The sequence below is a fragment of the Halocynthiibacter namhaensis genome (assembly GCF_000812685.1).
GTDB classification, from domain to species: Bacteria; Pseudomonadota; Alphaproteobacteria; order Rhodobacterales; family Rhodobacteraceae; genus Halocynthiibacter; species Halocynthiibacter namhaensis.
Genome location: NZ_JWIF01000056.1, coordinates 92,070 through 106,175 on the forward strand (window position 1 = coordinate 92,070; position 14,106 = coordinate 106,175).

The window sequence follows — 14,106 nt, forward strand, 5'->3', positions numbered from 1 at the left end:
TGCCTATGAGAGCAGATTACAAAGCTTATCCAGATCCATCATATTTTTATATTTGATCGTGATCTGACCACTTTCTTTACCATTGCTGTGATCAATGCTGACCTTCATGCCAGTGTTCGCGGAAAGCTCACCTTCCAGCGCGCGGGTATCTGCATCTTTTTCTATCCGCTGTTTCGGCGCAGATTTACGCTTGGAAGTGGATTTCACCAGGCTTTCCGTGGCACGCACAGACAAGCCTTTTCCAATCACCTGCAAGGCCAAGGTAGAGGCATTTTCATTGCCCACCAACGCGCGTGCGTGCCCTGCAGACAGCTTACCTTCACGCAGATATTCTTGCACATCACTTGGAAGATTCAAAAGCCGCAGCATATTTGCGATATGGCTGCGTGACTTAGACAGCGCCTTGGACATCTCTTCCTGGGTTCTATCAAAGCGGTCCATCAATGCGCGATATCCCAAGGACTCTTCCAATGGGTTCAGGTCTTCGCGCTGAACGTTCTCGATAATCGCAACTTCCAGCACTTCAATGTCGCTGAAATCACGGATAACCACAGGAACTTCGTGCAATTTCGCCATCTGAGACGCACGCCAACGGCGTTCACCCGCAACGATTTCATAGCTTCCGTCACCTTTGGGCGAGCTCCGCACAATAAGCGGCTGAATAACGCCCTTCTCAGCAATCGACTGTGACAGGCTTTCCAATTCAGCTGGCGTAAATGTACGGCGGGGTTGATCGGGATTGGCATGCAAATTTTCGATGGGAATCTTGCGATCCGAACGAAGATCACCAGCGGATGGCACCGCCGGCGTTTCAGGTTGCACATCTGCCATCAATGCTGACAATCCGCGCCCTAAACCGCGCCGCTCATTCTTGCCTACCATTATGCGACCACCTTTGCTTTAACTGTCGTGTTTCTTGCGATTAATTCTTTTGCCATAGCTCGATATGCCTGACTTCCGCGCGAATTGGAATCATAGTCCAGCACAGACAACGCGTAAGATGGCGCTTCTGACACGCGAACATTACGCGGAATTACGGTTTTGAACACCATCTCACCGAGATTATCCCGAGCATCATTTTCCACCAACTGCGAAAGATTATTGCGGCGATCATACATTGTCATCACAACCCCTTCGATGCGAAGGTTTGGATTGGCACTTTCGCGGACTTCTCTCACGCTAAGCATCAGTTGTGACAGGCCTTCCAATGCAAAGAATTCACTTTGTAGTGGAACTAGGACGGAATCTGCCGCGACCATTGCGTTGACCGTCAACAAGTTCAAAGACGGGGGGCAATCTATCAGCACATAATCAAAACCATATCCATCAATCGCATGTTGGCGCAGCGCATCATGCATTAGAAAAATGCGTTTTTCATTTGAATAAAGTTCAATATCAGCCGAGCTTAAGTCAGTATTGGCGGGAATAATCCATAAATTCTCGACATCGGTTTCTTGTATGGCTTCGCCCAAGCCCACCTCTTCGGTAAGAAGTTCGTATGTCGTGGTCTCGCGACGGTCCGCATCAATACCCAGGCCCGTGGATGCGTTGCCCTGAGGGTCCAGATCAACAAGCAGGACGCGTTTTCCAAGCTCTGCAAGCGCAGCGCCCAGATTAATCGTAGTCGTTGTTTTACCGACTCCACCCTTCTGATTGGAAATGGCGATAATCTTCGGGCCCTTGGGCCGAGTAGGATCAGACACGTCGAATTTCCCTAAGTTTCAAAATGGTCGCATTGGAATCTGTTTTGCTTACGAAATTTTCGGCGACAAAGGACCAAGATGCAAGTGCTTCCTGAACTTCTTTATCACAAGTTGCACCTTTGGGGAAAATACAGATCCCGTCAGTTTGCAAAAGCGGCTTTGCCAAAGCCAGTAAGGGATCAAGAGCCGCCAATGCACGCGCGGAAATGACCTGAACTTTCAAATTTTCGATGGATTCGACCCGTTGGGACAGGACAGAAACGTTTAAACCCAACTCTCGCGCAACTGTTCGCAAAAAAGTTGCCTTCCGTTGATCGCTTTCAACAAGGGTCACATGCAAGGCCGGATGTGTTTCTTGCGCCATCGTCGCAACAACCAAACCCGGAAAACCGCCACCTGCCCCCAAGTCAGCCCAAGACGTTACATCTTCCGGCGCCAAAGATAGTATCTGCGCTGAATCAAGCATATGCCGCGACCAAATATCATCAAGGGTCGAGCGTGCGACCAAGTTAATCGCAGGGTTCCACTTCTGTAGCAATGCTGCGTATTGTTCTAGCTTCGCCAATGTTTCACGTGAAACATTCGTCTCGCGCTGAAAGTGATCTGATCCAGTCATCCGGCTTTCCTTTCAGATTTTTGGCGAAGTTTAACCAAAATGAGCATAAGCGCTGCAGGTGTGATACCTTCAATTTTGGAAGCCTGTGCGATTGATTTGGGCCGATGGGACAATAATTTGGACTTCAATTCGTTTGAAAGCCCTTCCATCGTAGAAAAGTCAAAATCAGCTGGGATCTTCTTCGCCTCGTCGCGTTGAAGTGCCTGAGCATCCGCGTTTTGACGATCAATATAATTGGCATAAAGCGCGTCTTTTTCCAACTGAACACCAATCCCCCTAGCAACGGCATCGAGACCGGGTTCCACCGTCTTCAACAAATCAAACGTAATCCCTGGAAAAGAAAGAAGCTCAATCCCATTTCGGCGCACGCCATCTTGATTGATAGCAAACCCAGCGTCCTTCATTTTCTTCGGCGTAATGGACATGTCCATCAGCAGGGCATTTGCGATTGCAAGTTTTTCGGATTTCTTTTCAAAGGCAACACGACGCGCTTCACCAACCAATCCGACATCAATCCCCTTCGGGGTAAGACGTTGATCAGCGTTATCCGCGCGCAAAGACAGCCGAAATTCAGCCCTCGATGTGAACATACGATAGGGTTCAGAGACACCGTGGCTGATGAGGTCGTCGATCATCACACCTATATAGCTTTCTGATCGACTGAATGTGACGCTGGATTTCCCCAAGACAGAACGCGCAGCATTCACCCCAGCAACAAGCCCTTGCGCGGCGGCTTCTTCATAACCCGTTGTCCCATTGATCTGGCCTGCCAAGAATAACCCGGGAACTGTACTGGTTTCCAAGGTCTCATTCAGCGCGCGGGGATCCACATAGTCATATTCAATTGCATATCCGGGCTGTAAGATCTCGGCCTGCTCTAACCCTCGGATAGAACGCACATAATCATACTGAATAGTTTCCGGCAGGGATGTTGAAATACCGTTTGGGTAAACCGTGTCGTCATCCAAGCCCTCGGGCTCAAGGAAGATTTGATGTGATGTTTTATCAGCGAAACGAACGACTTTATCTTCGATAGAAGGGCAATAACGCGGCCCTACCCCATCAATCATCCCACCATACATCGCTGAACGTTCTAGGTTTTCGCGAATAATGTCGTGGGTTCGTTCGTTGGTTTCAGTAATGCCACAGGCGATTTGTCGGGCGGTCGGTTTTATCGATAGGAATGAGAACATCGCGGGGTCATCATCGCCCGCTTGCATTTCCAGGCCATCCCAATTGATAGAAGATGCGCGAAGCCTGGGCGGTGTACCAGTTTTCAAACGCCCAAGGTTAAATCCGAAATCATCGATCCGCTCAGCCAAGCGGACGGATGGTTTATCCCCCATGCGTCCGCCCGCATATGACACATCGCCAATATGGATCAGGCCGCGCAGAAATGTCCCTGTCGTCAGTACAACAGCACCAGAAGAAATCGAGGTATCCCCATCCAGAACCACACCAGAAACGCGTGCCCCATCCATCTTGAGATCAGTAACTTCGCCAATAACAATAGATAGACCGGGTTGCTTCTTTACCTCGGATAACATCGCAGTGCGGTATAGCTTGCGGTCAGCTTGGGTGCGTGGCCCCTGAACGGCGGGGCCTTTGCGTCGATTTAGAAGGCGAAATTGAATACCTGCCTGGTCGGCAACACGACCCATCGCGCCATCAAGCGCATCAATTTCGCGAACCAAATGCCCTTTACCAAGGCCACCAATCGCTGGATTACAAGACATCACGCCGATGCCTTCTTCGGTCAAAGTCACCAAAGCGGTGCGCGCGCCAGCCCGCGCAGAGGCCAAAGCAGCATCACATCCAGCATGGCCACCACCGACCACAACAACATCATAGTCAAAATGTTTCACGTGAAACACTCCTTCTTGTGGCTATTTGCCAATACAGAAACTTGTGAAAATCTCATCCAAAAGATTTTCAACATCAACCCGACCAATCAACGCGTCAAGCGCGCGAATACCGGTGCGCAATTCTTCTGCCGCCAATTCAGAACGTTCAGAACCTAAGGATAGCTCAAATCGTGCTGATTCCATAGAGGTCAAAGCACGAGACATCGCAATGCGGTGACGTTCGCGCGTGGCAATAGATGCAGAAGCAGAACGCAGCACCAACACATCGCGCAAATGATTAACAAGGTTTGATACCCCTGCCCCGGTCTTACCCGAAACGGCGTTATCCGCGCCATTGTGAAGATCAGCCTTTGCCATCAAACGAATATCACCATCAAGAAAATCAACGCCGGGATCATCAGAAGTATTCTCACATAGAAAAACCCGAATGTCGGCATCTTTTGCCCGTGCCCGCGCGCGTTCGATACCAACGCCTTCGACGTAATCTTCTGTGTCACGGATACCGGCGGTGTCCAAAATTGTGACGGGCAAACCGCCAAGATCCATACGCACTTCGACCACGTCACGTGTCGTGCCGGCGAATTCAGATGTGATGGCAGCTTCGCGACCCGCAAGCGCGTTCAGCAAAGTCGATTTACCGACATTCGGCGCGCCGATGATAGCAACTTCGAACCCATCTCGGATGCGTTCCGACACATCAATACCGGACAATTGTTTCTGAACATCGCTTTGAACACCGGTGATTAAATCAGCGACCTCTGGTGAGACGTCAACGGGAACTTCTTCGTCGGCGAAATCAATCGTTGCCTCGATCAGAGCGGCGGCACGAATAAGATCAAGCCGCCAGTTGGACGCCGCATCACCGATTGCACCCGATAAAACCTTCAACGCCTGCTTTCTCTGCGCTTCTGTTTCGGCCTCAATAAGATCTGCAAGGCCTTCGACCTGCGCTAGATCAAGACATTCATTTTCCAGCGCACGTCGGGTGAATTCACCGGGATCTGCCATGCGCAGACCACTGTGGTTAGACAGTTCTGACAAAACTGCGGCGACAACGGCCTGGCTGCCATGAAGATGTAGCTCAACCACTTCTTCGCCGGTAAAGCTTGCGCCTTTTTCAAATAGAATAACAAGGGCTTGGTCCAGCAACCCCTCAGCCCCGCGAAGTTCTCGCAAAGCCGCAAAACGTGGGGGCGGAAGGTCACCAGACAGCGATTTTAACACAGCAGCTGCCTGTGGCCCGGAAATACGGATCACGGCAACGCCCGCTTTCGTGCGGCCGCTGGCAGGTGCAAATATAGTGTCCATTGTTAAACCTTTGTTTTTATTCAGGTAAACACCTTAGGTGTTCATTGAATCAAAGAATTCACCATTAGATTTCGTTTGTTTAAGCTTGCCTAGCAGGAATTCAATCGCATCTGTGGTGCCCATCGGGTTAAGGATCCGACGCAGAACATAAGTTTTCTGTAAGTCTTTGGGATTAACCAGAAGTTCCTCTTTCCGCGTGCCCGACTTAAGGATGTCCATGGCGGGATAAACACGTTTATCCGCAACTTTACGATCCAGAACGATCTCACAGTTACCGGTGCCTTTAAATTCTTCGAAGATCACCTCATCCATGCGCGAACCTGTGTCGATCAGCGCGGTTGAGATGATGGTCAATGACCCGCCTTCTTCGATGTTACGTGCGGCACCAAAGAAACGCTTAGGGCGTTGCAACGCGTTTGCGTCCACACCACCGGTCAAAACCTTACCAGAAGACGGCACAACAGTGTTAAATGCCCGGCCCAGACGCGTAATCGAGTCAAGCAAGATCACAACATCGCGCTTGTGTTCCACAAGACGTTTTGCTTTCTCAATCACCATTTCAGAAACGGCAACGTGACGTGTCGCAGGTTCATCAAAGGTCGAAGATACAACTTCGCCCTTCACGGAACGCTGCATGTCGGTGACTTCTTCTGGACGTTCGTCGATCAACAGAACAATCAGGTAAATTTCAGGGTGATTTGCTTCGATGCTATGGGCGATATTTTGCAGCAGAACTGTCTTACCCGTACGCGGAGGTGCCACGATCAAACAACGTTGGCCTTTCCCGATGGGTGAAACCAAATCAATGATGCGTGCTGATTTATCTTTGATGGTCGGATCTTCGATTTCCATCTTCAGGCGTTCATCAGGGTACAGCGGCGTCAGGTTTTCAAAGGCAACCTTGTGTTTCGCTTTCTCTGGATCGCCAAAGTTGATCGTCGTGACAGATGTCAGACCGAAGTAGTTTTCACCCTCACGTGGGGCTTTGATCACACCTTCAATGGTATCACCAGTGCGCAAAGAAAACTTACGGATCATGTCAGGCGATACATAGATGTCGTCGGGACCAGCCAAATAGTTTGCCTCAGGGGAACGCAGATAACCAAATCCGTCTTGCAGAACCTCAAGAACACCGTTTCCTGAGATTTCCCAGCCTTCTTCCGCACGTTCACGCAGAATGGCGAACATCATATCGCCTTTGCGCATGGTCGACGCGTTTTCGATCTCAAGTTCTTCCGCAAGAGGAAGCAGATCTTTTGGTGCAGTCGCTTTCAACTCGGCCAAGGACAAAGTGTTGGTTGGCGCAGTTTCAGCGGTAATATCGGTATCGGACATGTGGAGAAGGCATCTCATAGGGTGCCACAGATTGGGCACAAGGAATCATAGGTATGGAAATACACCGCCGGACGGCAGGTTGAGATGCTTTTAATATGAAATCAGCTGTCGAGTCAAATCTAAGATCAGATTCTTAGAACGGGCGGACAACGACTGAGATCAATATCACCACAAGAAACACAGTGGGAAGTTCATTCATCATCCGATATCGACGCCCAGTTAGCTTGTTTTCACCGCGCATGAAATCTTTGCGGCGATACCCCAACCAGTGATGAAACCACGTCAGCACACAGACAGAGATCGCTTTGGTCCAAGGCCAAATCGCTGACCAGTCAACAACACCAGGCGTGAAAACCATTAAAAGACCAAAGATCCAAACGCCAGTCATGGCGGGGCTCATGATCCCGTATAACAAACGGCGTTCCATGGTTTGAAACAACTGGTCGGTTTCACTGCCCTGTTTCACAGTTTCTGCGTGATAAACAAACAAGCGAGGAAGATAAAAAATACCAGCCATCCAAGCGATCACAGAGAAAATATGACCAACCTTGATCCACATATACCAGTCATTAAGAAAATTTATCATAGCATAGGCCTGTTCTGTGAGATTGGCGCGTCTCGCTCTCTCCTTACTAATAATAATTATATATAAAAGAAAAGATGATGTTTTTGTAGGGAGGGCCAAAACGGTGGATTAAATGATCATCCACCAGGTTATCCCCAAGCGTCGATTCTGTGCATGATTGTGGGTAAAATGAAATCAACCCTATAAAAACCTTTATATTTCAATTTCTTATTTTGCCATATTTCATACATACCGGTTGATAATTTTGCAGGATGGCAGTTTTATACAGACCAGAGTTTTCCTTACCCACACGGGAGAAACTGTTAGGATTGCACCTGAGCCCCTGTAGATTTACACAGGCCAAGGCGGCAATGCTGTTATCCGCAAATTTACACAGCGCAATCGACGGGAGTTTTCCACAGAGTCATGAACATGGTGTTAGCTTCTGCGTCAGAAATTCGACGTTCTCTTTTACAAAATGCCGGGCTTACGGTTGATGTGATGCCCGCGCGCATAGATGAAGACGCAATCAAACAAGCTTTGCAGGCGGATAATGTTGCCCCGCGCGATATTGCCGATGCGTTGGCCGAAGCAAAGGCCCGAAAAATCAGCTTAAAGCAACCTGATGATTTGGTTCTGGGATGTGATCAAGTACTTGATTTTAAAGGTGAAATTCTAAATAAATCCACATCACCTGACGAAGCTATACGGCAATTGCAGGCGTTGAAAGGGCAAACACATATGCTTCATTCCGCGGCTGTCGTTTATAAAAATGGGCAACCACTTTGGCGTCATATCGGACAAGTGCGCCTGACAATGCGCGAATTTTCCGATGAATATCTTCACAGTTATGTAGAACGCAATTTTGACTCTATCCGTCACGCCGTGGGCGCTTATAAGTTGGAGGAAGAAGGCGTGCGGCTTTTTTCGCGTGTTGATGGGGATTACTTTAATGTTTTGGGGCTTCCATTGTTGGAACTTTTGAACTGGTTAAGCCTACGAGGGGATATTGACGGATGAGTGAAGCTAAAATTCCATTGGCGGGGGTCATTGGCTCACCCATTGAACATAGTAAATCCCCTGCGTTGCATGGTCATTGGCTGCAACGATACGGGATCAAGGGTCATTATGTCCCTATGAATATAGCGCATGACGCGCTTGAAGACTGTCTGCGTGCCTTGCCCAAAATGGGGTTTGTTGGCGTGAACGTTACAATTCCTCATAAAGAAACAGTGTTGAATATCGCTGACAGTGTGACCGATCGTGCAGCGTTAATAGGGGCTGCAAACACCCTGACATTCAATGAAGACGGTAAAATTTATGCTGATAACACAGATGGTTATGGCTTTATTGAAAACCTGAAACAGGGTGCGCCAAACTGGGATCCTAAGGCAGGCCCGGCGGCCGTATTGGGTGCCGGTGGTGCATCTCGGGCAGTGCTGTCGGCATTATTAGACGCGGGCGTTGAACGCATTCTCTTGGCAAACCGCACAAAAGCGCGGTCTGAGGCATTAAAAGCCGAATTTGGCGCCAGGATTTCGGTTTTTGATTGGGTGCATGCCAATACAATGATCGAAGAAACGAACACTGTGGTGAACACCACCTCCTTGGGAATGCAGGGAAATGCACCGTTAAACGTGTCGTTGGAAGGGTTGCGCCCGGAAACTGTCGTGACCGACATCGTTTACGCGCCGCTCGAAACAGAATTTCTGAAAACCGCGCGCGAAGCGGGCTGTACGACCGTCGATGGATTGGGAATGTTGTTGTATCAAGCGGCACCTGGCTTTGAACGCTGGTTCGGACAACGCCCAGAAGTGGACGAAGATTTGCGCCAAGCGGTTCTATCTGCATGAAACCAATTCTGATCGGTTTAACGGGCTCCATTGGGATGGGGAAATCGACTACCGCGGCGATGTTCAAAGCTGAAAACACCCCAGTTTGGGATGCGGATGCAGCTGTGCATCGTCTCTATGATACCGGTGGAAAAGCCGTTGGGTTGATTGGGGATATTCATGCGGAAGCTATTGAAAATAATAAAGTTAGTCGTGGTCGACTAAAAGCTTGGATTTCTGTGGATAAAACTGCACTGAAGCAGATCGAAGCCATCGTTCACCCCCTTCTGAATGAAGACCGCCAAGACTTTATTCGAACGACAACTGCGCCGATTGCTGTGTTGGACATCCCGCTTTTGTTTGAGATGGGAACACATGAGATCGTTGACGTGATTGTCGTGGTTTCGGCCCCTTCTGATGTGCAGCGCGCGCGGGTTTTGGAACGTGGCACGATGACAGAAGCACAATTCGAAATGATCCTCGCGAAACAGATGCCAGATGCGGAAAAACGCGCGCGGGCAGATTATGTTATCGAGACGACAGATCTGGACAGTGCCCGGGCAGCTGTGAAACAAGTGTTGTCTGATATCGCGAAGGGGAAATTCAATGCGTGAGCTGGTGCTTGATACGGAAACCACGGGTTTTGATCCCGAAAGTGGTGACCGGATTGTCGAAATCGGTGCGCTTGAGCTGTGGAACCACATGCCCACGGGCGAAACTTATCACGTTTATATCAATCCTGAACGTGACATGCCGGCAGGTGCGTTTGAAGTTCACGGAATTGGCCCTGATATTCTAACGCCGCCGCAAAAACCGGAACCTGGCCAAATTACCTTGCGTGATAAGCCGTTGTTCAAAGATGTCGCGCAGGGTTTTGTTGATTTTGTGCGTGGTGATCGCATGGTCATTCACAACGCCAGCTTTGACATGAAGTTCCTAAATGCTGAATTGCGCTGGCTTGGGATGAAGGAACTTCCCATGTCGCAATCCCTTGATACCCTGGCGATTGCGCGCAAAAAATTTCCCGGCTCACCCGCATCTTTGGATGCGTTGTGTCGCCGGTATGGGATCAATAACACGGCGCGTACGTTACACGGCGCCTTGCTCGATTCCGAAATTTTGGCGGAAGTTTACCTTGAACTGATCGGCGGCAAACAACCTGATTTTGGCCTGTCTACGGTATCAGGTGGAAAGTCATCAGGCGGCGCAGGATCAGCCGAATGGCGGCCTTCAAAGCGCGCAGCCCCCCTACCCTCGCGCCTAACGGAAGACGAAAAAAAAGCCCACGCCGAATTTATATCCGGCATGGGCGATGAAGCGGTCTGGAACCGGTTTTCCTAAGGTTTAGGAAACGGTCTGCCCTTTTTTCTCTTCTTGGGCACGACGGGTCAGTTCCTGACGGTACAGACCAACAAAGTCGATGTTTTCCAAGTTCAGCGGCGGGAAGCCACCATCACGTGTGACGTCAGAAACGATGCGGCGCACGAAGGGGAACAACATACGTGGGCATTCGATCAAAAGATACGGGTGCATTTGTTCTTCGGGAACATTCTCAACCACGAAAACACCGCCGTATTCCAGTTCCATCATGAACAAGGAATTGCCGTCAGCTTTGTTCTTTGAGTGGATCGAAAATTTGCTGATCACTTCATAAGTGTTTTCAGCTTCACGCTTTTTCGCGTCCAGATTTACTTGGACTTGAATGTCAGGTTGCACGTCGCCTTGAATGCCTTTTTGGGCAACGATATTTTCAAATGACATATCGCGGATAAATTGTGCAGCAACCTGCATACGTGGAACAACGGGTTGTTCTGGTGCAGCAGCAGCTTTTTCGTTTTCGGCCATTGGGCTCTCTCTTTTGTGATAAAATTTGCAGAAGTCTTAACAGGCGATCAGCCGGGGAACAACCGTCACTGATCTTTGGTCCAACCTGACGGATTATCTGATGGGGTTTGGATCTGTGGTGTATCTGGTTGCACCTCGGAATATTCACCATCCACGACATCATCATAAGCTGACGCATGTGTTGGATGTGAACGCGGATGTGCGCCTGGATGTTGGCCCATGGTGAAGCTTTGCATTTTCACGCGCGCCCTAGATATTTCAGCGCAGCAGTACGAAATGGCGGGAAAAGTAGAAGAAAACCAATGGCATCGGTGAAAAAGCCAGGCGTTAGTAAAAGTGCACCCGCAAATAGGATCATCGCGCCATGGGCCAGAGGTTCAGTTGGGTCGCGCATTTCATTGAAGGACCCCCGCAGTTGCGCCATCGCTTGCGCGCCCTGAGATCGGACAAGCCAAGTGCCCAGAACGGCAGTAACCACGACAACAGCCAAGGTGGAAAACAGGCCAATCGCCCCCCCAACTTGGATAAACAAAGCGATTTCTATCAGCGGAACCGCAATAAACGCAACAAACAGCCACATATGGGCAATCCTTTCGTTAGCTTCGGTGGACTTGCGCCCACCCAACACCTACATATGTATCAACAACAAATGTTTCCATCCTTTTGAGGGTATTCATGAACGATTCATCTTCACTTCAGCTTCTGGTTCTTGCCGGAGTTGCCATTTTTCTCTTTCTAAAACTGCGTTCCGTGCTTGGAACACGCGAGGGTTTTGAAAAACCCCCTATGCCACGCCCCGATACCAGCAGGCAGGTGGAACATAATTTTGAAGTGATTGAAGGCGGCCCTGATCGTGACATCACCGATCACGTGGAAGAAAACAGCCCCGAGGCCAACACATTGGCCGCGATGAAAGCCGCCGACCCTAGTTTTTCTGTTACAGAATTCATCGGTGGCGCGCGTGGTGCTTATGAAATGATCTTGATGGGGTTTGAACGGGGCGATCTTGGTCAAATCAAACCGTTTTTGGCACCTGACGTGTACGAGACCTTCGCCGAAGTTGTGACGGATCGCGAACTGAAAGGCCTGACCATTGAGGCCGATTTCATCGGCATCCGTGAAATCGCGATTGCTGGCGCTGAATTTAACAGCACCACGCGCGTAGGCGAGATATCCGTGCGTGTCATCGGCGAGCTGACCTCGGTTGTTCGTGATCGTGGTGGTGACATCATCGAGGGCGATAAAACAACTGTAAAACGCCAGCGTGATACATGGACTTTTGCCCATGAAATGGGATCAGAGAACCCAAATTGGAAGCTGGTCGCCACGGGCGAATAATAGCGGCACAAACGCAGCAAGTGGATGAATGCCGTGAGACTTCGGGAAATACGATATGTCCTGTTTACGGCATTTATCTGGGTGATCTTGGGAATGACTGCACAGTCTGAAGAACGCTATTCTTTGTTACCTTTCAATCAGTTGGATGGTTGGCAAGAAGACAATCATGCAGAAGCCTTTTCTGCATTTTTAGAAACCTGCGGAGACTTGAAAGACCCCGAGTGGAAAGCGATTTGTGCCTTGGCAAAATCGCGCCCGATGGATCAATCTTCTGCACAAACCTTCTTCGAGATGTTCTTCCGCCCTGTGCTGATCGAAGATGGTGAACCCATGTTGTTCACGGGGTATTTTGAACCTGAATTATCCGGTTCGCGCGCCCGCACCGGGCGTTTCCGTTTCCCGATTTACAGCCTACCGCGTGATAATTCTGTGCGGCGTTTGTCGCGACGTCAACTGGAAGAAACCGGTGCTTTGAATGGGCGTGGGCTTGAGATTTGCTGGGTTGATGATTCAGTTGAACTGTTTTTCCTTCAAATTCAAGGATCTGGACGTGTTCGCCTGACAGATGGCAGCGTGCTTCGTGTTGGATATGCTGGTGCAAACGGGCATGAATATCGGTCTATCGGTCAAGAATTGATCCGCCGCGGCATTTACAACCGTCACCAAGTTTCTGCGGGTGTTATCGCCAATTGGGTGCGTCGAAACCCTGTCGATGGTGCCGAACTTTTGCGTCATAACGGGTCCTTTGTATATTTCCGCGAATTGCGACATGTTCCATCCCATAAGGGCCCGCTTGGTGCGATGAACCGATCTGTCACGACCATGCGCACAGTTGCCGTTGATCGCCGTTACACGCCGTTGGGCGCGCCGGTTTGGATTGAAAAAGAGGGCGGTGATCCGCTGCGGCGCTTGATGGTGGCGCAGGACACGGGTTCTGCGATAAAAGGGGCGCAACGCGCTGATATCTTTTATGGGTCTGGGGATCTGGCCGGGCGCGCCGCAGGCCAGGTTCGTGATCGTGGTCGGATGGTTGTGTTGTTGCCAATTACCCTTGCATTTCAAAAGGTTCCGGAGGGGGACATATGAAACGCAAACATGGTGGGCGCGGGTTGCGTCCCGAAGAAGAAGCGCTTTGGAATAAGGTGGCTGACACCGCGAACCCGTTGAAAAAGTCAGTTCTGCGTGAAAGCCCGATTGAAAATCTTTCCGTTGATCCAGTCAAAAAAATCCGTGAACCCGCCAAGCCGCGCGACCCGATTATGCCGTTTAAACTGGGAGAGCGCGCCAGCAGTAAATCTGCGGGCCATGTCATATCGCCCTCGATCAGCGAGCAGGTTGCGGGTCACGCGTTGCAGATGGACAAAAAGAACTTCACCCGTTTAAAGCGGGGTAAAATGGTGCCAGAAGCGCGACTTGATCTGCACGGCATGACGTTGAACCGCGCGCATCCTATTTTGAACCGTTTTATCCTAGATGCCCATGCGAATGGCGCGCGTTTGGTGCTGGTGATTACGGGCAAGGGTAAAGATCGTGACACGGGTGGCCCAATCCCGGAACGCATCGGAATTCTGCGCCATCAAGTGCCACAGTGGTTGCACAGTGGCGCGCTGAATGGGGCCGTTTTACAGATCGTCGAAGCCCATAAAAAACACGGCGGCGGCGGTGCTTGGTATGTGTATCTACGCCGACGTCGCTAATG

15 protein-coding genes and 1 pseudogene are annotated in these 14,106 nt (G+C 50.1%); 7 read left to right on the top strand and 9 right to left on the bottom strand.

The window, feature by feature from the left end:
* Positions 1-3: 3 nt before the first annotated feature.
* From RJ38_RS08435 to hemJ, 7 genes are all read right to left on the bottom strand, one after another.
* On the bottom strand, positions 4-882 hold the full coding sequence (locus tag RJ38_RS08435) for a ParB/RepB/Spo0J family partition protein (RefSeq protein WP_039018419.1): 879 nt from the start codon (positions 880-882) through the stop codon (positions 4-6).
* A complete protein-coding gene (locus tag RJ38_RS08440; protein WP_039018420.1) occupies positions 882-1,703 on the bottom strand; it encodes a ParA family protein in 822 nt (273 codons plus the stop codon). Before RJ38_RS08440 ends, RJ38_RS08435 begins: the two co-directional genes overlap by 1 nt.
* The gene (rsmG, locus tag RJ38_RS08445) at positions 1,696-2,319 is read right to left on the bottom strand and encodes a 16S rRNA (guanine(527)-N(7))-methyltransferase RsmG (protein ID WP_039018421.1); all 624 of its coding nucleotides are present in this window, start codon (positions 2,317-2,319) and stop codon (positions 1,696-1,698) included. The genes RJ38_RS08440 and rsmG overlap by 8 nt, the downstream gene beginning before the upstream one ends.
* Entirely contained in the window at positions 2,316-4,184 is a 1,869-nt protein-coding gene (mnmG, locus tag RJ38_RS08450; protein WP_039018422.1) for a tRNA uridine-5-carboxymethylaminomethyl(34) synthesis enzyme MnmG, read from the bottom strand. The genes rsmG and mnmG overlap by 4 nt, the downstream gene beginning before the upstream one ends.
* A gap of 21 nt (positions 4,185-4,205) precedes the next feature.
* A complete protein-coding gene (gene mnmE / locus RJ38_RS08455) occupies positions 4,206-5,492 on the bottom strand; it encodes a tRNA uridine-5-carboxymethylaminomethyl(34) synthesis GTPase MnmE (RefSeq protein WP_039018423.1) in 1,287 nt (428 codons plus the stop codon).
* 33 nt (positions 5,493-5,525) lie between these two features.
* Positions 5,526-6,827, bottom strand: a complete 1,302-nt coding sequence (rho, locus tag RJ38_RS08460) for a transcription termination factor Rho (protein WP_052245300.1) — start codon at positions 6,825-6,827, stop codon at positions 5,526-5,528.
* Between the two features lie 133 nt (positions 6,828-6,960).
* Positions 6,961-7,413 (bottom strand): protoporphyrinogen oxidase HemJ, encoded by a 453-nt coding sequence (gene hemJ / locus RJ38_RS08465; protein ID WP_039018424.1) that lies wholly within the window; start codon positions 7,411-7,413, stop codon positions 6,961-6,963.
* 405 nt (positions 7,414-7,818) lie between these two features.
* On the opposite strand from hemJ, the gene RJ38_RS08470 reads away from it, so the two are divergent.
* The 4 genes from RJ38_RS08470 to dnaQ are packed head-to-tail and all read left to right on the top strand — an operon-like array spanning position 7,819 to position 10,565.
* Complete coding sequence (locus tag RJ38_RS08470) at positions 7,819-8,412, top strand: Maf family protein (protein ID WP_039018425.1); 594 nt, start codon at positions 7,819-7,821, stop codon at positions 8,410-8,412.
* Entirely contained in the window at positions 8,409-9,245 is an 837-nt protein-coding gene (locus RJ38_RS08475) for a shikimate dehydrogenase (protein ID WP_039018426.1), read from the top strand. The genes RJ38_RS08470 and RJ38_RS08475 overlap by 4 nt, the downstream gene beginning before the upstream one ends.
* A complete protein-coding gene (coaE, locus tag RJ38_RS08480) occupies positions 9,242-9,838 on the top strand; it encodes a dephospho-CoA kinase (protein WP_039018427.1) in 597 nt (198 codons plus the stop codon). Before RJ38_RS08475 ends, coaE begins: the two co-directional genes overlap by 4 nt.
* Positions 9,831-10,565 (top strand): DNA polymerase III subunit epsilon, encoded by a 735-nt coding sequence (dnaQ, locus tag RJ38_RS08485; RefSeq protein WP_039018428.1) that lies wholly within the window; start codon positions 9,831-9,833, stop codon positions 10,563-10,565. Before coaE ends, dnaQ begins: the two co-directional genes overlap by 8 nt.
* A gap of 3 nt (positions 10,566-10,568) precedes the next feature.
* On the opposite strand, the gene secB is transcribed toward dnaQ, so the two are convergent.
* Together secB and RJ38_RS08495 are read right to left on the bottom strand one after the other, a co-directional pair.
* Positions 10,569-11,069 carry a protein-export chaperone SecB gene (gene secB / locus RJ38_RS08490; RefSeq protein WP_039018429.1) on the bottom strand — a complete coding sequence of 167 codons (501 nt, stop codon included), beginning with the start codon at positions 11,067-11,069 and terminating at the stop codon, positions 10,569-10,571.
* Positions 11,070-11,134: 65 nt separating this feature from the next.
* A pseudogene (locus tag RJ38_RS08495) lies at positions 11,135-11,649 on the bottom strand (FxsA family protein).
* A gap of 95 nt (positions 11,650-11,744) precedes the next feature.
* Between RJ38_RS08495 and RJ38_RS08500 the strand changes: the two are divergent.
* From RJ38_RS08500 to RJ38_RS08510, 3 genes are all read left to right on the top strand, one after another.
* A complete protein-coding gene (locus RJ38_RS08500; RefSeq protein WP_039018430.1) occupies positions 11,745-12,407 on the top strand; it encodes a Tim44/TimA family putative adaptor protein in 663 nt (220 codons plus the stop codon).
* A gap of 93 nt (positions 12,408-12,500) precedes the next feature.
* Positions 12,501-13,493: a murein transglycosylase A gene (mltA, locus tag RJ38_RS08505; RefSeq protein WP_052245328.1), complete on the top strand. Its 993-nt coding sequence runs from the start codon at positions 12,501-12,503 to the stop codon at positions 13,491-13,493.
* Positions 13,490-14,104, top strand: coding sequence for a Smr/MutS family protein (locus RJ38_RS08510; protein ID WP_039018431.1), 615 nt, complete (start codon positions 13,490-13,492; stop codon positions 14,102-14,104). Before mltA ends, RJ38_RS08510 begins: the two co-directional genes overlap by 4 nt.
* Positions 14,105-14,106: the final 2 nt, after the last annotated feature.